The sequence below is a fragment of the Streptomyces sp. NPDC004752 genome (assembly GCF_053601275.1).
The window spans coordinates 21,236-41,817 of the sequence record NZ_JBSGBN010000043.1 but is presented as its reverse complement, the minus strand read 5'-3'; the positions used below and the strand labels follow the sequence as shown (position 1 = coordinate 41,817).

The 20,582-nt window shown below is 68.9% G+C and carries 16 protein-coding genes and 2 pseudogenes; 11 read left to right on the top strand and 7 right to left on the bottom strand.

All coding sequences use genetic code 11. The features are described 5' to 3' along the window. Positions 1–183: 183 nt before the first annotated feature. Positions 184–834: pseudogene (locus tag ACWEKM_RS19665) on the bottom strand (pirin family protein); the annotation flags it as partial. 6 nt (positions 835–840) lie between these two features. On the opposite strand from ACWEKM_RS19665, the gene ACWEKM_RS19660 reads away from it, so the two are divergent. From ACWEKM_RS19660 to ACWEKM_RS19640, 5 genes and pseudogenes are all read left to right on the top strand, one after another. After that, positions 841–2,595, top strand: a complete 1,755-nt coding sequence (locus ACWEKM_RS19660) for a recombinase family protein (RefSeq protein ID WP_451622451.1) — start codon at positions 841–843, stop codon at positions 2,593–2,595. Between the two features lie 158 nt (positions 2,596–2,753). Next, the gene (locus ACWEKM_RS19655) at positions 2,754–3,563 is read left to right on the top strand and encodes a recombination directionality factor (protein WP_451622450.1); all 810 of its coding nucleotides are present in this window, start codon (positions 2,754–2,756) and stop codon (positions 3,561–3,563) included. A gap of 620 nt (positions 3,564–4,183) precedes the next feature. Then, positions 4,184–4,342 (top strand): annotated as a pseudogene (locus tag ACWEKM_RS19650) (tetratricopeptide repeat protein); the annotation flags it as partial. 36 nt (positions 4,343–4,378) lie between these two features. Beyond that, complete coding sequence (locus ACWEKM_RS19645) at positions 4,379–4,879, top strand: NUDIX domain-containing protein (protein ID WP_451622449.1); 501 nt, start codon at positions 4,379–4,381, stop codon at positions 4,877–4,879. 217 nt (positions 4,880–5,096) lie between these two features. Continuing rightward, a complete protein-coding gene (locus ACWEKM_RS19640) occupies positions 5,097–7,115 on the top strand; it encodes a CHAT domain-containing protein (RefSeq protein ID WP_451622448.1) in 2,019 nt (672 codons plus the stop codon). Positions 7,116–7,375: 260 nt separating this feature from the next. On the opposite strand, the gene ACWEKM_RS19635 is transcribed toward ACWEKM_RS19640, so the two are convergent. Then, positions 7,376–8,347, bottom strand: coding sequence for a pirin family protein (locus tag ACWEKM_RS19635; protein ID WP_451622447.1), 972 nt, complete (start codon positions 8,345–8,347; stop codon positions 7,376–7,378). Between the two features lie 121 nt (positions 8,348–8,468). After that, positions 8,469–8,942: an SseB family protein gene (locus ACWEKM_RS19630; RefSeq protein WP_451622446.1), complete on the bottom strand. Its 474-nt coding sequence runs from the start codon at positions 8,940–8,942 to the stop codon at positions 8,469–8,471. A 329-nt stretch (positions 8,943–9,271) separates the two neighbouring features. Between ACWEKM_RS19630 and ACWEKM_RS19625 the strand changes: the two genes are divergently transcribed. The 3 genes from ACWEKM_RS19625 (at position 9,272) to ACWEKM_RS19615 (ending at position 13,251) form a co-directional block, all read left to right on the top strand. Then, a complete protein-coding gene (locus tag ACWEKM_RS19625) occupies positions 9,272–11,152 on the top strand; it encodes an acyl-CoA dehydrogenase (RefSeq protein ID WP_451622445.1) in 1,881 nt (626 codons plus the stop codon). A gap of 145 nt (positions 11,153–11,297) precedes the next feature. Beyond that, on the top strand, positions 11,298–12,596 hold the full coding sequence (locus tag ACWEKM_RS19620; RefSeq protein ID WP_451622444.1) for a M18 family aminopeptidase: 1,299 nt from the start codon (positions 11,298–11,300) through the stop codon (positions 12,594–12,596). A 160-nt stretch (positions 12,597–12,756) separates the two neighbouring features. After that, entirely contained in the window at positions 12,757–13,251 is a 495-nt protein-coding gene (locus ACWEKM_RS19615; RefSeq protein ID WP_451622443.1) for an LURP-one-related/scramblase family protein, read from the top strand. Positions 13,252–13,443: 192 nt separating this feature from the next. Here ACWEKM_RS19615 and ACWEKM_RS19610 read toward each other — a convergent pair whose 3' ends face one another. Beyond that, positions 13,444–14,241 (bottom strand): carbon-nitrogen family hydrolase, encoded by a 798-nt coding sequence (locus ACWEKM_RS19610; protein WP_451622442.1) that lies wholly within the window; start codon positions 14,239–14,241, stop codon positions 13,444–13,446. A gap of 217 nt (positions 14,242–14,458) precedes the next feature. Between ACWEKM_RS19610 and ACWEKM_RS19605 the strand changes: the two genes are divergently transcribed. Beyond that, the gene (locus ACWEKM_RS19605) at positions 14,459–15,283 is read left to right on the top strand and encodes a maleylpyruvate isomerase family mycothiol-dependent enzyme (protein ID WP_451622441.1); all 825 of its coding nucleotides are present in this window, start codon (positions 14,459–14,461) and stop codon (positions 15,281–15,283) included. Positions 15,284–15,604: 321 nt separating this feature from the next. After that, complete coding sequence (locus ACWEKM_RS19600) at positions 15,605–16,288, top strand: SAM-dependent methyltransferase (protein ID WP_451622440.1); 684 nt, start codon at positions 15,605–15,607, stop codon at positions 16,286–16,288. Between the two features lie 142 nt (positions 16,289–16,430). Here ACWEKM_RS19600 and ACWEKM_RS19595 read toward each other — a convergent pair whose 3' ends face one another. Further along, positions 16,431–17,726 carry an MFS transporter gene (locus ACWEKM_RS19595; RefSeq protein ID WP_451622439.1) on the bottom strand — a complete coding sequence of 432 codons (1,296 nt, stop codon included), beginning with the start codon at positions 17,724–17,726 and terminating at the stop codon, positions 16,431–16,433. Then, a complete protein-coding gene (locus tag ACWEKM_RS19590) occupies positions 17,723–18,394 on the bottom strand; it encodes a GntR family transcriptional regulator (RefSeq protein WP_451622438.1) in 672 nt (223 codons plus the stop codon). Before ACWEKM_RS19590 ends, ACWEKM_RS19595 begins: the two co-directional genes overlap by 4 nt. A gap of 256 nt (positions 18,395–18,650) precedes the next feature. Here ACWEKM_RS19590 and ACWEKM_RS19585 point away from each other — a divergent pair, with 256 nt between their 5' ends. Further along, a complete protein-coding gene (locus tag ACWEKM_RS19585; RefSeq protein ID WP_451622437.1) occupies positions 18,651–19,526 on the top strand; it encodes a D-alanyl-D-alanine carboxypeptidase family protein in 876 nt (291 codons plus the stop codon). 97 nt (positions 19,527–19,623) lie between these two features. On the opposite strand, the gene ACWEKM_RS19580 is transcribed toward ACWEKM_RS19585, so the two are convergent. Further along, positions 19,624–20,582, bottom strand: a 959-nt coding sequence (locus ACWEKM_RS19580) for a dihydrolipoamide acetyltransferase family protein (RefSeq protein WP_451622436.1), incomplete at its 5' end; no start/stop codon positions are given.

Genomic DNA, 20,582 nt, shown 5'->3' with positions numbered 1-20,582 from the left:
CACTGAGCGGCTCATCACGGGCCGCTGGCATAGATGGTCACGCCCCCGCTGACGAGCATCGCACCTGTAAGAGGAAGCCCGGATGCCTGTCCGCGGACCGATCAAACCGAACCAGGCAGCAAGCGCGGACGAGCCCCGTCCCGGTTCAGACCGGACCCGTCCGCTTGTGGCCCTGGCGAGGCCCTACAGTCCGCCCTCAGACATCCCGTGCACGGCCGGGATCGTGCCCAGCCGCCCCTTCTGGAAGTCCTCGAACGCCTGCATCAGCTCTTCCTTGGTGTTCATGACGAACGGGCCGTAATGCGCCATCGGCTCCCGGATCGGCCGTCCGCCGAGCAGCACGACCTCCAGGTCCGGCGTGTGAGCGTCCTGCTGCTCGTCCGCATGAACGGTCAGCGAACCACCCGCACCGAAAACAGCGGTCTGCCCCAGATGGACCGGGCGGCGCTCGGCACCGACCGTGCCGCGGCCCGCCATGACGTACGCCAGCCCGTTGAAGTCCTCCCGCCACGGCAGCGTGACCTCCGCGCCCGGCGCCAGCGTCGCGTGGACCATCGTGATCGGCGTGTGCGTGATACCGGGACCGGCGTGCCCGTCCAGCTCACCCGCGATGACGCGCAGCAGCGCGCCGCCGTCGGGGCTGGTGAGCAGCTGGACGCTGCCGCCACGGATGTCCTGGTAGCGCGGCGCCATCATCTTGTCCGCGGCGGGGAGGTTCACCCACAGCTGGAGGCCGTGGAACAGGCCGCCGGACACCACGAGGGACTCCGGCGGCGCCTCGATGTGCAGCAGGCCCGAGCCCGCCGTCATCCACTGTGTGTCGCCATTGGTGATGCCGGCATGGACATCCATGCAGGGGTCTATGGGCGTCAGTCCGTGGGGCGCGCCAACAAGTCCGAGGTCAGCACGGTCACACAGCGCGCTGCAGGTGTGGCCGAGGCCAAGCGGCGCGGGGCCGTCAGCATCACCGAGTACGAAGACCTCGGCATATCCGCGTTCACGGGCGACGGCCGCCCGGACTTCGACCGGCTGCTCAAGGACTGCCACGAGGGCCGGATCAACCTGATCATCGTCTACTACATCAGCCGCCTGTCACGGATGGATCCGCTGGACGCCATCCCCATCGTCACGGAGCTACTCAACCTCGGCGTGACGATTGTCAGCCTCACCGAGGGAGAGTTCCGCAAGGGCAACCTGATGGACCTGATCCATCTGATCCTGCGGCTGGACGCGGCCCACAGCGAGAGCAAGAACAAGAGCGACGCGGTGCGGGGCGCGAAGAAGACGGCCCGTGAACTCGGCGGCTATGTGGGCGGCAAGCCGCCGTACGGCTTCCGCATGGTCCCCGCGACGCGAACGACGGCCGACGGCAGGCCCGTCGTGATCCACATCCTGGAGCACGATCCCGACGAGGTGCCGGTGATTCGGGACATGTGGGCGCGGATCACGGAGCACAAGGACATGCCGTACCAGCCGGGAGGTGGGCGTCGGCACCCGGGCTCTCTCACCGGCATCTGCGCCCAGATGACCGCCGACGGAGTCCCGACGAAGGGGCAGCGGGTCGGCAAGAAGACGAAGGACAGCGTCTGGGATCCGAAGACCGCCATGCGCATCCTCCGGGACCCACGCATCGCGGGCTACGCGGCGACCCCGGTGTACAAGCGCCGGGAAGACGACGGGAAACTGACCAGCAAAATCGAGAGCTACCGCATCGAGCGCGACCCCGAGACCATGAAGCCGGTCCAGGCGTACCCGCCGATCATCCCGCCGGACGACTGGCACGAACTGCAGAAGTGGCTCAACGGCAGGGGCCAGGGCAAGGGCCTGTCGCGCGGACACGCCGTCCTCTCCGCCATGGACGTTCTGTTCTGCGACTGCGGTGCGGTGATGACGTCACACCGTGCGACCACTCCCTACAAGGCCGCGTACCGCTGCCGCCGTCGGAAAGCGCTGCCGGGCCAGCACGAGGGTGAGTGCACCATCAGCATGCAGACACTGGACCTGTGCGTGGCCCGGCGAATCTTCGCCCTCATCCAGACTGCCGAGGACGACCCCGAGACGACGGTCATCCTCGCCGAGGCCGCTCGGCGGTACGCGGCGCAGACGGAACAGCCGGAGATCGTGGGCGAACGCCGAAGCCTCGTCACCGAACGGGCCGATGCCAAGCACGCGTTGGAAGAGCTCTACGACAGGGAAGAGGCCGGCGACTACGACGACCCCGTCGGACGGCGCCGGTTCCGGGAGCGCAGGGAACGGCTCCTCAGCCGTATGGAGCGGGCGGAGGCCCGTCTCACCGAGTTGGAAGAGGCGGCGACGCCGACGCTCCCGATCCACCTGTGGCTGCCCCTGGGCGCGGGGGACGTCGATCCGGTAGGCGAGGGTTCGTGGTGGGAGGCCGCTACGACCCAGGAGCGCCGGGACTTCGTCAAGTTGTTCGTGCGCCGGGTCACGGTTACCAAGGCGACCGGCGCGGGAAGGTCGACGCCCGTCGAGAAGCGGGCGGCGGTCAAGTTCGTACGACCGGAACAGGCCGAGGGCGATGACGCAGAGACTGGCGAATCGAGGCAGCAGGAGGTGCTCGCAGAAGCGGTCTGACGTGCCGCTGAACCGAGACGAGCGAGGGAGACTACACCCACATCGCCGGTTAGCGAAACCGGCGATTCTCCGGAGCATTGACGGTGTCCTCGGGGGCTCCGGGCAGCCGCGTCGCTGCTCTGGCGCCCCCGCGTCTCCCAACCGTCAGGAACCGTCTCTTGCACAACCCCGCGCCCAGCCCGGCCGCCGCTTCGCCGACCGACGGTGACTTTTCTGGCCATCGCCGACGGCATCGCGACGCCGCGACGCATGGCTGCACCCGACCGCACACCACTCACCGTCAGCGACTCGGCACCCTTCACACTTGCTCACTGTCCAGGACATCCGAACCAGTCGCAGGTGACTGCGACTTCGGCAGCGTCGTCGACGGCAAGCTGCTCACCCGCCCGGTCTGGCGCCTGCTCACGGTGTCGCCCCATGTGGCGGAAAGCATCGCGAGCGTGCTCGGAGCCGAGCCGCAGCGGCGATTGGCCAACGGCTCGGAGCAGTTCGAAGTCGTAGCCGAGAAGGCCAGTCTCCGAGTCGTCATCGAGAATTCTGGCAGGCTGACGGGGCAGATGAAGCTATGGGACTCCCGTGGCCTGGCGCACCACTGCGACGGACGTGCGTTCCTGTCCCCGGAAGCTGATGCAGGTCGCCCTTGCGGGTGCCCGCCGACCATGGCCGAGCGCAGGGCGCGGGCCAGGGCCGGCCAAGGGCCGCAGCCGATCACGACACTTCTGTTCCGCCTGGCTGGATGCCCTAACGTTGGCTCGTTCCGCTTCAGGTCCTCCTCCTGGCGCTTCGCCGAGGGGGTGCAACGGACACGCACTCAACTGGCCGCGGTGGGTGACGCTGCGCTTTGCGAACTCGCGATCCAAACGGTCGAGTTCCCGACCCAAAATGGCCGCCGGGTCTGCTACCACAAGCCCGTTGTGAAAGTGCTCGGCCCCTGGATGTCCAGCGCTGCGCTGAGCCTCGCCACCTGAGTGGCGTTTCCGCACGAATCCACCCCGCGTAGCGGGCTCCTGCCTGCGCGCAGCCCAGGAGCACTATGGAAGACACCTTCCCCAACCCGCAGAACACAACGAAGGCCATCTGGCCGCCGGTCGCCATTCCCGGCCAGACGATGCTGTCGCTCGGATCGAATCCCGACGGAGACCCCGCACGTCCCCAGGGCGGGGACCGCATTGCTGAGCCAGTCGGTCCCCACGGCTCCGGCCCCGGGGAGCGGGCCACCGCAGTTGATCCGCTGCCTGGCTCAGCGAGTAACGGTGATCCCCTATCGGGCCTGGGGACCACGCATGGCATCAAAGCAATGGACGCCGGGGACCGGTCCCCGGAACGGACAGGGACCGGACGCTCGACGATCACCTCTGCCCTGGCAGAGGATCCGCAGGTCAACGCCCTGCGGACCGCACCCGGCAGTGCAGGCCATGCTGGCACAGACGGACCGGAAGCCGGGGACCTGGTGGGGACTTCCGATCAGCTGATCCCCGGATCCGGTCCCCGAGTTCCGGTCGCGCAGACCGCGAATGGGGATCGCCGTGGGAACGGTCCCCAGGGCGCTTCGGGGACCACGGTCCCCGACGACGGGTCGGGGACCGGTGCAGCCTGGTCCCAGGCCCTGACCCTCATGGAAGGCATGACCTCCGACCGCACCCGCAAAGCGATCACCTCGCTCCGCTCCACACTCTCCATCTACCAGCGCCGCAGAGTGCCCGGAGCCGCCGAACTCGCCCGCCGCGCACGCGAAGCGCTGGCCTAAGCTGCCCATCAACCGGCCGACGAAGGGACACCAGCCGTGGCTCAGCGGACAACCGACGACCAGCCCAAAGCCCTAAAGCCCGCCCTCGAATCCATGACCCTCCTGGTCGCCGCCGTCATCGTCCACGACCAGGCCACCAACCGCGTCGTCCTCCTCCAGCGCAGCCAGAACGCCAAGTTCGCCCAGGGCATGTGGGACCTCCCCGTTGGCAAGAGTGAACCTGGCGAGCCGATCACGGAAACGGCTGTGCGGGAGCTGTACGAGGAGACCGGCCTGACCGTGAAGCCAGAGTCCCTGAAGGTCGCCCACATCATCCATGGCGCCTGGGGCGTGGAGGCCCCCAACGGCTTCCTCACCGTCGTCTTCGCTGCCCACGAATGGACCGGCGAACCCGAGAACCGCGAACCACGCAAGCACAGCCAGGTTTGCTGGATCGACGCCAAGGCCATTCCCGAGGCGTTCGTGGACACTACGGCCAGCGCCCTTCATAGCTACCTCACCGGGGGGCCTCAAGTATCGCTGGACGGCTGGACGTAGGCGAGCGCAGGCGGTGAACCTCCCAAATACGCTTTGACCAGGCAGAAATTTGCACATCGGAGAGGCATGATTAAGGAAGCAGGATCACCGTTTGAGCGGCCGCTCGGCTATGTCGTCCTGTGTCATGCCGAGAATGGCGGAACCGATCCGGCGGTGTACTCGCCCCTCGCCACGGAACAGCTCGACGAAGCCGCAAACAGGGATGTGACCGTACCTCATGGAATGTCCCGAGCAGTTGCCGCTCCCGGGGCTCTGGTACACGCTGCACCTGCCGAGCACCCTCAGCGACCTCGTCGACACACCCGCCAGGATCCTCAAAGCGGCGCAGCAGCTAAAGCTCGACCACCACGTCCTGCTCCTACCGATTGACGTGTTCGATGCAAGATACGTCGACGGATTCTTCCGTGGGCTCCACCGCACACTAGTGGTGTGCCCCGACGACGTACTGGAAGAGGCCCGGCAGCACTCCGAGGCGATGGGCTTCGCCCTTCCTGCAGTGGGCTACGCGTCCCTGAGCGACGAAAGCCTCAGGGCGCAGTGGGAGGCGATCCACCAACACTTCGTCCCTGACAGCAAGCCGCTGGGGAACGTACTCACCCTGACTCGTCGCCTGGATCTTGCTCCTGTCCTACTGCCCCACCGCAGGCTAGCAAGGCAGATGGGATGGGCCGGCGATTTCGCCGAGCCTTCGCCGGGTAATAGTGCAGACAAGCTGGTCCTACGAGCGGTGCACGGGCAGATCCTCCTCGCTACGATCGCCCGGCTGGAACGTGAGCAAACACCGAGAGAAGTGGCCGAACAACGCTTCGAGAGCACGCTGGACGAAGAAGCGCGTAGCCTCAGATTCCCCTTGACGCTCGCGCTGCCAGGAGTTGCTGTCGCCTACTCCCGCACGGCATACAGCAGTGAACTGCGCACCCGCTTTTCCCCTCTCAGTGGCAACGTCGAACCGAACGTCTGGTCCGTCGCGCTTCACGAGCGTTCCGACAGCGTGCTAGAAGGCGCCGCCATCGAGTTCGCCGCGACACATCACGCCATTGCCACGAACGGGCTTGGGCTGATGATGCCACCCGCCCCCAGGGATGCCTTCGTGGCTTTGGCGGAACTGGAACGTCACTTCATCGGCAACGAGAACCCCGCCAGCGTTCGCAGCCTAATGGCCCGTCTCGACGCAGCCGCCAGCCCCATTTGGAGCGAGGACGTCGTCGAGCTGATCAAGCGGGCGTCACAGCTGACAGTGTTCTCCAACTTCCCCCTCGGCCTCCTGACCCTGCCTGGCGACACCTCCCCGCTGACCACACGGCTGCCCATCACCTACCGCCCGCTTACTCCGCTGACCCGCACCCTCCAACACGAGACCGACACACCCTCAAGCGTCAACCTCGGTGGCCGAGTGAGGGTCCTCATCGCGGAATGCATACCTACCAGTGACCCTGTGGGCCGACTATCGCGCCAGGGCTGGAAGGTCGCGAAAGAAGTCGCCCAAGCAGCGGGCGACGCGCTCAAGATCGATGAGGCCGAAACGCTCACCCCGGACGCACTCCGTCACGCTGTCACCGAGTACCGCCCGGACTTTCTGATCATCAGCGCGCACGGCTCGTTCAGGGGCAACACATCCGGCCTCGTCATCGGCAGCAAGGTCTGCCTGGAACTTGGACTCGGTCCCGAGAACGCGCCTCCCGTCGTAATGCTCAGCGCCTGCCATGTCGCACCCAGAGGTGCCGGAGCGGTCAGCGTGACCGACCTACTGCTCCGCGAAGGCGTACTCGCCGTACTTGGCACACAAGTCCCTGTGCGTGTCGACCGCAACGCAATGCTCATGGTCCGTTTCCTCGTGAACGTACTCGAGGAACTGAAGAACTCGGGCCATCACGCGACGCTTCTCGATGTGTGGCACCACGTACAGACCAGCAACGCCGTCAACGACATCCTGGGCGCCAGCAGGTCACTGCAGAACTGGGCCATGAAGGACAGCGACAGTAGCATCCCGGTACTGACGGACTTCATGATGAACAGATCCAGGGGACGCCTTCGGAGGGGGCACATCTACGAGGACACCGAGCGCGTGCTGGCCGAAATAGCGGACGACACGGGCATGGGCTCCAAGGTAAGGAACTGGTTCCGCAGGCCCGGCTATGTACCCGAGTCGATGTTCTACCTGTTTGTCGGCCGCCCTGAACGCGTCCACCTGACCCACGTGGCGAACCGAGTGGAGAGCTATCGCCTACGTCCTTGAACCACGATGCTCCCGGACGGGACCCGAATTGCCGCTCTGAACGCAACACAGCAGTCCGCACACAGTCCGCAGGACACCCGATCAGGACCGTCGCACCCCATCGCCAGCCGTCACCAAAAGGCCAGGTCAGCGACCTGCGGCACCCATTGCCGCAGGTCACCGACCCGCCCCGCTACTAGGAGACCAAGAAGGCGGCTTCTAGCGCGGACGAGCCTCACCCCTTTCCGGGTGGACTCGTCCGCATGCGGCCGTAGTGAGCCCTACAGTCCGCCCTCAGACATGCCGTGCACCGCCGGGATCGTGCCCAGCCGCCCCTTCTGGAAGTCCTCGAACGCCTGCTGGAGTTCCTCGCGGGTGTTCATGACGAAGGGACCGTAGTGGGCCATCGGCTCACGGATGGGCTGTCCACCCAGGAGGACGACCTCCATGTCCGGCGTGTGGGAGTCCTGTTGCTGGTCCGCGCTGACGGTCAGCGAGGAGCCCGCGCCGAAGACGGCCGTCTGGCCGAGGTGGATCGGACGGCGTTCCGCGCCAACCGTGCCCTTGCCCGCCAGGACGTACGCGAGGCCGTTGAAGTCCTCCCGCCAGGGAAGGGTGATCTCCGCGCCTGGGGCGAGGGTCGCGTGGATCATGGTGATCGGGGTGTGGGTGATGCCGGGACCCTGGTGGCCGTCCAGTTCGCCGGCGATGACGCGAAGGAGTGCGCCGCCGTCGGGGCTGGTGAGCAGCTGGACGCTGCCGCCACGGATGTCCTGGTAGCGCGGCGCCATCATCTTGTCCTTGGCCGGCAGGTTCACCCACAGCTGGAGGCCGTGGAAGAGGCCGCCGGACATGACGAGGTGCTCCGGCGGCGCCTCGATGTGGAGGAGGCCCGAGCCGGCCGTCATCCACTGGGTGTCGCCGTTGGTGATGGTGCCGCCACCGCCCTGGCTGTCCTGGTGGTCGAAGATGCCGTCGATGATGTAGGTGACGGTCTCGAAGCCGCGGTGCGGGTGCCACGGGGTCCCTTTCGGCTCCCCAGGCTGATACTCCACTTCACCCATCTGGTCCATCATGATGAACGGATCGAGATGGCGGTAGTTGATCCCCGCGAAGGCCCGGCGGACCGGGAAGCCCTCGCCCTCGAAACCGCTCGGCGCGGTCGTGACGGTGAGCACGGGACGGGCCACCGCATCGGCGGACGCGGTCACACGGGGCAGCGTCAGCGGGTTCTCGACGGTCACTGCAGGCATGTCGGTACCTCCTTGTGCTCTCAGTTTAGTTGAGTGTTGAACTTTCTGCCACCCGTAACAGAGAGAGCCCGGAGGGAATTCCCTCCGGGCTCACACGGGCGCGGCACCGATCCGCCGGCCGTCAGCCGTACATGCGGCGCATGGCGAAGTCGACCATCTGCTCGACCGCCTTGGCGTCGAAGACCATCCGGTGCTCGCCCTCCATGTCCAGGACGAAGCCGTAGCCGGTCGGCAGCAGGTCGATCACCTCGGCGCCGGTGATCACGAAGTACTTGGACTCCTTGCCCGCGTACCGGCGCAGCTCCTTGAGTGAGGTGAACATCGGGATCACCGGCTGCTGGGTGTTGTGCAGGGCGAGAAAGCCGGGGTTGTCGCCGCGCGGGCAGTAGACCTTGGACGTGGCGAACGCCTGCTGGAAGTCCTCGGCGGCCAGCTGACCGGTGGTGAACGCGCGCACCGCTTCCGCGAGGGAGGGCGGGGACGGCTCCGGGTAGAGCGGCGGCTGCTGCCCGTACCCGCCGGGCATCTGCTGCTGCGGCGGGGCGTACTGCTGCTGCGCGGCGCCCCCGTCCATGGGCTGGCCGTATCCGTACATGGGCGCAAGCGTACCGAGACCGCCCGGGCACAGGAGGGCCGCCGAGGGGTCTCCGGCCAGGCGCCGACCCATTCCCGCACGCCTCCCGCGCCCCGCGGGGACGCATTCCCGCACATCCTCCGTGCCCTACGCGCCCTCCGTCGGCGCATTCCCGCGCGCCCTCCGCCGAGCCCGTCGCGCGCCCCCGGGCGAGTAGAGCCTTCTCACACTCGGACCAGCAGGGGTTGCTTCTTATTACCGACGGGTAGCATCATTCGTAGCTACTTGTTGGTATGTGAACCAGATGCGAGGAGTCAGTGCCTCGCCGAGTCCGATACGGAGCCGTCACCATGGGGCACTACAAGTCGAACCTCCGCGACATCGAGTTCAACCTGTTCGAAGTTCTCGGGCGCGACAAGCTGTACGGAACCGGACCGTTCGCCGAGATGGACACGGACACCGCCAAAACCATCCTCGAAGAGCTGACCCGGCTCGCCGAGAACGAGCTGGCCGAGTCCTTCGCGGACGCCGACCGCAACCCGCCCGTCTTCGACCCCGAGACCGGCACCGCGCCCGTCCCGGCCTCCTTCAAGAAGAGCTACCGGGCCTTCATGGACTCCGAGTACTGGCGCCTCGGCCTGCCCGAGGAGGTCGGCGGCACCACGGCTCCCCCGACGCTGATCTGGGCGTACGCCGAACTGATCCTCGGCGCCAACCCGGCGATCTGGATGTACTCCTCCGGCCCGGCGTTCGCCCGCATCCTCTTCGAGGAGGGCACCGAGAAGCAGCAGAAGCTCGCCCGGATCGCGACCGAGAAGACCTGGGGCTCCACCATGGTCCTCACCGAGCCCGACGCGGGCTCCGACGTGGGCGCGGGCCGCACCCGGGCGATCCAGCAGGAGGACGGCTCCTGGCACATCGAGGGCGTGAAACGCTTCATCACCTCCGGTGAGCACGACATGGAGGAGAACATCCTCCACTACGTCCTGGCCCGCCCCGTGGGCGCGGGACCCGGCACCAAGGGCCTGTCCCTCTTCCTCGTCCCGAAGTACCTCTTCGACTTCGAGACCGGCGAGCTGGGCGAGCGCAACGGCGTCTACGCCACGAACGTCGAGCACAAGATGGGCCTCAAGGCGTCCAACACCTGCGAGCTGACCTTCGGCGACCGCCACCCGGCCAAGGGCTGGCTGATCGGCGACCGGCACGACGGCATCCGCCAGATGTTCCGCATCATCGAGTTCGCCCGCATGATGGTCGGCACGAAGGCGATCTCCACGCTCTCCACCGGCTACCTCAACGCGCTGGAGTACGCCAAGGAGCGCGTCCAGGGCCCCGACCTGGCGAACTTCATGGACAAGACCGCACCCAAGGTCACCATCACCCACCACCCCGACGTGCGCCGCTCGCTGATGACGCAGAAGGCGTACGCGGAGGGCATGCGTGCCCTCGTGCTGCACACCGCCGCCGTCCAGGACACGATCGCCGTCAAGGAGGCGAACGGCGAGGACGCCTCCGCCGAGCACGCCCTGAACGATCTGCTCCTGCCGATCGTCAAGGGCTACGGCTCCGAGAAGGGCTACGAGCAGCTCGCCCAGTCGCTGCAGACCCTCGGCGGCTCCGGCTTTCTGCAGGAGTACCCGATCGAGCAGTACATCCGCGACGCCAAGATCGACACCCTGTACGAGGGCACCACCGCGATCCAGGGCCAGGACTTCTTCTTCCGGAAGATCGTCCGCAACCAGGGCGCCGCGCTGAACTCGCTCGCCGAGGACATCAAGGAGTTCCTGGCCCTCGGCACCGGCGGCGAGGAGCTGGCCGACGCCCGCGAGCACCTGGCCGAGGCGGCCGTGGAGCTGGAGGCGATCGTCGGCCTGATGCTCACCGACCTCGCCGCCACGGAGCAGGACGTCAAGAACATCTACAAGGTCGGCCTGAACACCACCCGCCTGCTGCTCGCCTCCGGCGATGTGATCGTCGGCTACCTGCTGCTGCGCGGTGCCGCGGTCGCCGCCGAGAAGCTGGAGACCGCCACCGCCACCGCCACGGCCACCGCCAAGGACAAGGACAAGGACAAGAACAAGGACAAGGACAAGGACAAGGCGTTCTACCAGGGCAAGATCGCGGCGGCGAAGTTCTTCGCCGCCACCGTCCTGCCCGGCGTCGCCCTGGCCCGCAAGGTGTCCGAGAACGTCGACCTCGACCTGATGGAGCTGGACGAGGCGGCCTTCTGACCGGTGGCCGCGCCCGCCGCCCGCCGCGCCCCCGTCCGCACTCCCGCCGCACCCCCGTCCGCGCTCCCGCCGCACCCTCGTCACCCGCCTGGGCCCGCCCTTCCGTCCTGGAGAGCGGGCCCGTGCACGTCGTTAAGGTGAACCCATGAGCGCACCCTCCCGCTTCGACCGCGGCCACACCGACGACCTGATGTCCTTCCTCAGCGCGAGCCCGTCGCCCTACCACGCCGTGGCGGGCGTCGCCGAGCGGCTGGAGAAGGCCGGCTTCCGGCAGGTCGCGGAGACGGACGCCTGGGACGGGACGGCCGGCGGCGCGTATGTGCTGCGCGGCGGAGCGATCGTGGCCTGGTACGTCCCGGAGGGCGCCGCGCCGCACACGCCGTACCGGATCGTCGGTGCCCACACCGACTCGCCCAACCTGCGGGTCAAGCCGCTGCCGGACAGCGGCGCGCACGGCTGGCGCCAGGTCGCCGTGGAGATCTACGGCGGGCCGCTGCTCAACTCCTGGCTCGACCGCGATCTCGGCATCGCGGGGCGGCTGACGCTGCGGGACGGCTCGACCCGCCTCGTCAACGTGGACCGGCCGCTGCTGCGGGTGCCGCAGCTCGCCATCCACCTCGACCGCACGGTGACCGCCGAAGGGCTCAAGCTGGACAAGCAGCGCCATCTTCAGCCGGTGTGGGGCCTGAGCGACGACGTGCGCGACGGCGACCTGATCGCCTTCCTGGAGCAGGAGTGCGGACTGCCCGCCGGTGCGGTCACCGGCTGGGACCTGATGACGCACTCCGTGGAACCGCCCGCCTACCTGGGCCGGGACCGCGAACTGGTCGCGGGCCCGCGCATGGACAACCTGCTGTCCGTGCACGCGGGCGTCGCCGCGCTGACGGCCGCCGCCGCCTCCGGCCGTGACCTGCCCCACATCCCGGTCCTGGCCGCCTTCGACCACGAAGAGAACGGCTCACAGTCGGACACCGGCGCGGACGGGCCGCTGCTCGGCTCCGTACTGGAACGCTCGGTGTTCGCGCGCGGCGGCGGCTACGAGGACCGCGCCCGGTCCTTCGCGGGCACGGTCTGCCTCTCCTCCGACACCGGCCACGCCGTCCACCCCAACTACGCGGAGCGGCACGACCCGACGCACCGCCCGCGGGTCAACGGCGGCCCGATCCTCAAGGTCAACGTCAACAACCGGTACGCCACGGACGGTACGGGTCGCGCGCTGTTCGCCGCCGCGTGTGAACGGGCCGGCGTCCCCTTCCAGTCCTTCGTCTCCAACAACTCGATGCCCTGCGGCACCACGATCGGCCCCATCACCGCCGCCCGGCACGGCATCAGAACGGTGGACATCGGCGTGGCCATCCTGTCGATGCACAGCGCCCGCGAACTGTGCGGCGCCGACGACCCCCACCTCCTGGCCAACGCCCTGGTCGCCTTCCTGGAGGGATGACCTCGGGGGCTGACGCCCTGCCGACGTTCACGCGTCCTGGGCGTCGGCCGGGGACCGCGTTTGATCCGATCCGCCGGAACGGCTTCCGCGCGGGACCGGGGTTCGGCCCGTCGGCCTACCGGTGGCGTTTCGGGTCCGCCGACCGGGAAGCCGTAAGGGCATGAGATTCCTCGTACGCGACCGGCTGCTGGGCATCGGTGACGACTACTGGATCGAGGACGAGCACGGCTCCAAGGTGTTCCTCGTCGACGGCAAGGCGATGCGCCTGAGAGACACCTTCGAGCTGAAGGACACGCACGGGCGCGTGCTCGTCGACATCCACCAGAAGATGCTCGCGCTCAGGGACACGATGGTCATCGAGCGGGGCGGCGAGCCGCTGGCGACCGTCCGGCGCAAGCGGCTCTCCCTGCTGCGCAACCACTACCGGGTGTCCCTGGTGGACGGCACCGAACTGGACGTCAGCGGCAAGATCCTGGACCGGGAGTTCGCCGTCGAGTACGACGGCGAACTGCTCGCGGTGATCTCCCGGCGGTGGCTGCATCTGCGGGAGACGTACGGCGTCGACGTGGTGCGCGCGGACGCCGATGCGGCGCTGCTGATCGCGGTGACGGTGTGCGTGATCCACCTGGCGGAGAAGGAGCGCGAGGACGGCTAGGTGTATGGCCCTGTGAGGTCCTGTCGCCGAAGCCTCCGAAGCCCTCGAAGTCCCGAAGTCCCGAAGTCCCGTCGTTCGCCCGAAGGGCGGGCCCCGCGGCGTCGGGGGCGGGCTCCGCGGCGCCGCGGGACAGGCGGGAGTCCGACGCCAGAGGCCGAACGCCCAGGGTCGGGCGCGGCGTTCCGCGAGGGCTCAGGGGCGCCTCGGGGGCGCGAGGCCCAGGACGCGGTCCTTCAGGGCCGGGAACTGTTCCCGCGTCGTGGCCACCTTCGCCGGGTCGAAGTCCACGGTGAGGACCTCCTCCCCGGGCCCCGCCTCGGCCAGCACCTCGCCCCAGGGATCCACCACGATCGAGTGACCCGCCTGGGGAACTCCCGCATGCGTCCCGGCCGTTCCACACGCAAGGACGAACGCCTGGTTCTCGACCGCCCGCGCCTGGGCCAGCAGCGTCCAGTGCGCGCGGCGGCGCTCGGGCCAGCCCGCCGGGATCACCAGGGTCTCGGCACCGGCGTCGACGAGGGCGCGGAAGAGTTCGGGGAAGCGAAGGTCGTAGCAGGTGGCCACGCCGAGGACGGTCTGCGGCAGCCGGACGGTCACCGGTTCCCGCCCGGCGCCCATCAGCACGGCCTCGCCCTTGTCGAAGCCGAAGCGGTGGATCTTGCGGTAGGCGGCGGCCAGGTCGCCGGAAGGGGAGAAGATGAGAGAGGTGTTGTAGAGGGGGCCTTCGGGGTCCCGTTCCGGGATGGAGCCCGCGTGCAGCCAGGCGCCCGCGTCGCTCGCGGCCTTCGCCATCGCCTCGTACGTCGGCCCGTCGAGCGGTTCGGCCTCGGTCCCGAAATCCTCGTACGCAAAGGCGCCCGTCGTCCACAGTTCGGGGAGCACGACGAGATCGGACCCGGCCTGGTCCCGTACCATCGCGGCCATCCGCCGCCTACGGGATTCAACCGATTCGCCCCGATCTACGGCGATCTGGATCAACGAAGCGCGCACACTACCACCGCCCTGGCATTCGAGCCGTCCCCACGGGCCTACGATCGTCACACGAAAGCACTGCCGGGGTGCCTCACAGCAGCGTAACTTGGGGGTCCCCCCTGTTCGAGCGAAGCCGATAGGTTGGTGGAGTTCCGAGACGCCCGCCGACAGCCACCTCCCACTGGCAACGCCGCCACCAACCGCCCGTGTACCGACCGCCGAGGGGTCCCGTTCCGTGAGTCTGCATCCCACCCTCCAGCCCTACGCCGACGCCTGGACCCACTCCATCGAAGCGATATCCGAGCTGGTGCAGCCGCTTGTGGAGGGCGAGTGGAACCGGCGGACCCCCTGCCCGGGCTGGTCCGTCCGTGACGTCGTGTCGCATGTCATCGGCCTGGACTGCGAGATGCTCGGGGATCCGCGGCCCATCCACACACTGCCCCGCGACCTGTTCCACGTCACCAATGAACACCAGCGCTACATGGAGATGCAGGTCGATGTGCGTCGGCACCACACGGCGCCGGAGATGACCGCCGAGCTGGAGTACACGATCATCCGCCGCAACCGCCAACTGCGGAACGAGTCCCGTGAACCGGGCACCAAGGTGCGCGGACCGCTCAGCACCGAGATCACGCTCGAAGCGGCCATGCGGACCCGGGCGTTCGACGTATGGGTGCATGAGCAGGATCTGCGTGCCGCCCTGGGCCGGCCCGGCAACCTCGACTCGCCGGGGGCGCAGGTCGCCCGGGATGTGCTGCTCGCCGCACTGCCGAAGATCGTGGCCAAGGACGCCGGCGCGCCGCGCAGTTCGGCGATCGTCTTCGATGTGCACGGGCCGGTGGAGTTCCTGCGCACCATCCGTGTCGACATCCAGGGCCGCGGCACCCTGGAGACCGCCCCCGCCCTCGGCCCCGCGGCCACCCTCACCCTGGACTGGGAGACCTACGTCCGCCTGGCCTGCGGCCGGGTCGCCCCGGAGGCGGTCGCGGACCGGGTGAAGACGGAGGGGGACCCCGAGCTGACGACGGCGATCCTGCGCCACTTCGCGGTGACGCCGTAGCCGACAGGCCGTAGTTCGGCAGGACATAGGTCGGCAGAACATAGGTCGGCAGAACATAGGTCGGCAAGCTGCAGTTCGGCGGGCGGCAGGCCATAGGCGGCTGGGCGAGACCGGCGGCCGCCGCCCCGATAACCGGTGTCCGGCGCCGTCTCGGGGAGCTGACGTGCGCGGCATGACCGACACCCAGCACGCCGACGTGTCATCCGAGGTGCCTCCGGTGACGCCCCGCGGGCCGACGGTGACACCCGTGCCGACGATCGTCCGCCTCGGCTGACCAGGCTCACCTTCCACGGCCCGCTCTCCGAGGCGCGGGCTGCCCGGATGGTGGCGCGGCTCGCCGGTGCGGGACCCGCCACGGTGCTCGACATCGGCTGCGGCTGGGGCGAGTTGCTGCTCCGGATCCTCGCCGCCGTACCGGGCGCCCACGGCACCGGGATCGACCTCCGCGGCGAGGACCTGGCCCGCGGGCGGCGCAACGCCGAGGCGCGAGGGCTCGCGGACCGGGTGGAGTTCGTCAAGGAGTCGGCCGTGGGGACCCGGCGCGGGCCCGCCGAATTGGTGCTGTGCCTGGGCGCCGGCCAGGCGCTGAGCACGGCGGAAGCGCCCGCGCACACGACCGAGGCCCTGCGCGAGCTGCGACGGCTGGTCGCGGACGACGGCCGGGTGCTGTTCGGCGAGGGCTTCTGGGAGCGGACCCCGACATCCGCGGAGCTGTCCGGTATGTGGCCCGACGCCTCCGCCGACGAACACCACAGCCTCGCGCGCCTCCTCGACCTCGCGGTGGCGGCCGGGTTCCGGCCGGAGTGGACGAAGACCGCGAACGCCGACGAGTGGGAGGAGTTCGAGTCGGGGTACCAGGCGGACACCGAGGTGTGGCTCGCCGGGCACCCGGACCATCCGCCGGCGGCCGAGACCCGGGACCGTCTCGACCGGCACCGGGCCCAGTGGATGGGCTACCGCGGCATCCTGGGCATCGCCTGTCTCACCCTCGTACCGGTCCGCTGACTCGCCCTCGCGGCCTCCGCCGACTCACCCCGTACCGGTCCACCGACAGCCCTCCTCCCGGTCCGCCGACACGCCCCCGAACCGATCGGCCCGCTCAGGCCCGAACCGATCGGCGCGCTCAAGCCCGAACCCCTCCGCCCGCTCAGGCCGGAACGTGCACCGTCTCCACCCGGCTGGCGACCAGCCGTTCCCGCTCCCGGCGCGCCGCCCTCCTGCGCAGCCGCAATATCTGACTCAGCCCCAACGCCTGTAGGACGAACACGACCGAGAACGCGATGGAATAGTCGTCGTCGGTGGCGTCCAGCAGGACACCGATGGCGAACAGGGTGGTCATCGAGGCGGTGAAGCCGCCCATGTTGGTGATGCCGGACGCCGTGCCCTGCCGCTCCGGCGGGTTGGCGGGGCGGGCGAAGTCGAAGCCGAGCATCGAGGCGGGGCCGCACGCGCCCAGCACCGTGCACAGCACCAGCAGCAGCCACATCGGCGCCCGCTCGGCCGGGTAGGCGAGGGTCGCCGCCCAGACGAGGGCGGTCGCGCCGACCGTGCCGAGGGCCAGCGGCAGCCGGGCCGCGTGGTGCCGGGCGACGATCTGGCCGTAGACCAGGCCGACCACCATGTTGGACAGCACGACGAGGGTCAGCAGTTCGCCGGCCGTGGCGCGGCTGAGCCCCTGGGCCTCGACCAGGAAGGGCAGGCCCCACAGCAGCAGGAACACCATCGCCGGGAACTGGGTGGTGAAGTGCACCCACAGGCCCAGCCGGGTCCCCGGCTCCTGCCAGGCCGCGGCGATCTGCCGGCGCACATAGGCAGAGCCCCGGTGCGGGAACGGCTCCGGCTCGTAACCCTCCGGATGGTCCTTCAGGAAAAGCAGCAACAGGACGAGGACCACCACGCCGGCCAGGGCGCTGCCGGCGAACGCCGGGGTCCAGCCGATGCCGTGCAGCAGCCGGGCGAGGACCAGTGTGGAGACCAGGTTGCCCGCCATCCCGGCCAGGCCGGCGAGCTGGCCGACCAGGGGGCCGCGGCGTGCCGGGAACCAGCGGGTGCCCAGCCGCAGCACGCTGATGAACGTCATCGCGTCGCCGCAGCCGAGCAGCCCGCGCGAGGCGAGCGCCATGCCGTACGTCGGGGAGAAGGCGAAGCCCAGTTGGCCCGCCGTGAACAGCACGGCGCCGATGCCCAGCATCTTCTTGGTGCCGAGCCGGTCGACCAGCAGGCCGACGGGTATCTGCATGCCCGCGTAGACGAGGAGTTGGAGGATGGAGAACGTCGACAGGGCGGAGGCGTTCACCTGGAAGCGGTCCGCCGCGTCCAGCCCGGCGACGCCCAGGGACGTGCGGAAGATCACGGCGACGAAGTAGACCGCGACGCCTATGCACCAGACCGCGACCGCGCGACGACCGCCGGGCGGGTCGCCCGGGAGGGTGGCGTTGCTCACCGCACCTCACCCCGTGCGAGGTGGGAGAACCAGCTCACATGCCGGTGCACGATCCCGACGGCCGCCTCCGCGTCGCCCGAGCGCAGCGCGTCGAGGATCTCCGCGTGCTCGGCGAGCGTCTTGGCGATCCGGTCCGGATGGGAGTTCAGCACCGCTACGCCCATCCGCAGCTGACGGTCGCGGAGTTGGTCGTAGAGGCGGGAGAGGATCTCGTTGCCGCCGCTGCGCACGATCTCGGCGTGGAAGCAGCGGTCGGTGACCGCGACGGCGGCCAGATCGCCGGCCTCGGCCTGCTCCTTCTGCCGCGCGAGCAGTTCGGCCAGCCGCTCGACCAGCCCGGGCGGCGCGGGTACGGCCTTGCGCGCCGCGTGCTCCTCCACCAGCAGCCGGGTCTCCACGACGTCGGCGATCTCCTGCGCGGAGACGGACAGCACCAGGGCGCCCTTCTTGGGGTAGAGCTTGATCAGCCCCTCCACTTCAAGCCGCAGCAGCGCCTCGCGCACCGGGGTGCGGGAGACGCCGACGGCCTCGGCGAGTTCGCCCTCGGTGAGGAGGGTGCCGCCCTCGTAGCGGCGGTCCAGGACGCCCTGTTTGACGTGGGCGTAGACGCGGTCGGCGGCGGGGGGCTGCTTCACGGGAGCGGACGGTGCGGGCGGCGCTGAAGGCATGCGCACATCATAGATACATCACGTACGCATGACAGGAGCCGTCCACGATGCGGACCGCCCGCGGCGGGTCGGCCCCCTGGCACGCACACCACTGGAAACACCCGGAAATCCCCGACGAGAGAGCACAACCTTCCGTGCTGCTCACCCGTCACACACGTGCGGCTCCAGTTTCATGCCACCTCAACCCGGCCGCACACCAGGCGCATTCCACACAATCGGGGTACCTAACTTGATAAACGGCACCAAGGGCATCCGCATGCGCAGAGCTGTCGCCGTCGCCGTCACGTCCGGCGCCATGCTCGCGACCGGAGCCCTCACCGCGGCACCCGCTCAGGCCGTGACCACGCCGTCGATTGCGGCCAAGGGCGGCTATGTCATGAACAACGCGAACGCCAAGTCGCTGTACACCAAGGCGGCGGACACCAGGCGTTCGACGGGTTCCACCACGAAGATAATGACCGCCAAGGTCGTGCTCGCTCAGTCGAACCTCAACCTGGACGCCAAGGTCACGATCCAGAAGGCGTACAGCGACTACATCGTGTCGAACAACGCCTCCTCGGCCCGTCTGATCGTCGGCGACAAGGTCACCGTGCGCCAGTTGCTGTACGGCCTCATGCTGCCGTCGGGCTGCGATGCCGCCTATGCGCTCGCCGACAAGTTCGGTTCGGGTTCGACGCGGGCCGCGCGCGTGAAGTCGTTCATCGGCAAGATGAACTCGACCGCCAAGAACCTCGGCCTGACGAACACGCACTTCGATTCGTTCGACGGCATCGGCAACGGCTCCAACTACTCGACGCCGCGCGATCTGACCAAGCTGGCCAGTAACGCGATGAAGAGTTCCACGTTCCGCTCGGTCGTCAAGACCAAGAAGTACACGGCGAAGACGATCACCAAGACCGGCAGCACCCGCACGATGCAGCCGTGGACCAACACAAACACGCTGCTCAGCAGCTACAGCGGTGCGATCGGCGTGAAGACCGGTTCGGGCCCCGAGGCCAAGTACTGCCTGGTCTTCGCGGCCACCCGGAACGGCAAGACGGTCATCGGCACCGTCCTCGCCTCCACGGACGCCACCCAGCGGAGCAAGGACGCCACCAAGCTCCTCAACTACGGCTTCGCAAAGCTGGGCTGACGCTGCATCATCCGAGGACAGGGTCCCGTCGCACCCAGCGACGGGGCCCTTCGTCCGTACCCGGTCGGGCGCTCCTCGCGTCACGCCCGTCCTCGGCTCACGCCCAGGTGATCAGGCGCTTCGGCTGTTCCAGAACGGCCGCCACATCGCCTAGCACCTTGGAGCCCAGTTCGCCGTCCACCAGACGGTGGTCGAAGCTGAGCGCCAGCGTGGTGACCTGCCGCGGCTTCACCTTGCCCTTGTGGACCCACGGCTGGAGCTTGATCGCGCCGACCGCGAGGATCGCGGACTCGCCGGGGTTGAGGATCGGCGTGCCGGTGTCGACGCCGAAGACGCCGACGTTGGTGATCGTCACCGTGCCGCCCTGCATCGCCGCGGGGCTGGTCCGGCCCTCGCGCGCCGTCGCCACCAAGGCGCTCAGCTCCTGCGCCAGTTGCGGAAGCGTCTTGAGATGCGCGTCCTTGATGTTCGGGACGATCAGGCCGCGCGGGGTCGCCGCCGCGATGCCCAGGTTCACATAGTGCTTGAGGACGATCTGCTGGGCCGCCTCGTCCCAGGAGGCGTTGATGTCCGGGTTGCGCCTGATGGCGACCAGCAGGGCCTTGGCGATCAGCAGCAGCGGGGTGACCCGCAGCCCCTGCATCTCCTTGTCCTGCTTCAACTCCTCCACCAGCTTCATCGTGCGCGTCACGTCGACCGTCACGAACTCCGTGACATGCGGGGCCGTGAACGCCGAGCCGACCACGGCCTGTGCGGTCGCCTTGCGCACGCCCTTGACCGGGACCCGGGTCTCACGCGCCCCGTCGTAGGCGACCACCGGGGCCGGGGCGGCGGGGGCCGCGAGCGGGGTCGCGGCCTCGGGCCCGGCCTCCGGGGCGGCCACCGCCGCATGCACGTCCTCGCGGGTGATGACGCCGTCCGGGCCCGACGGGGTCACCGTCGCCAGATCGACGCCGAGGTCCTTCGCCAGCTTGCGCACCGGGGGCTTGGCCAGCGGGCGCGGCGCCGCGGGCACACCGCCCCCGCGGCCGTTCAGCTCGGTCTGGATCGCCTGGG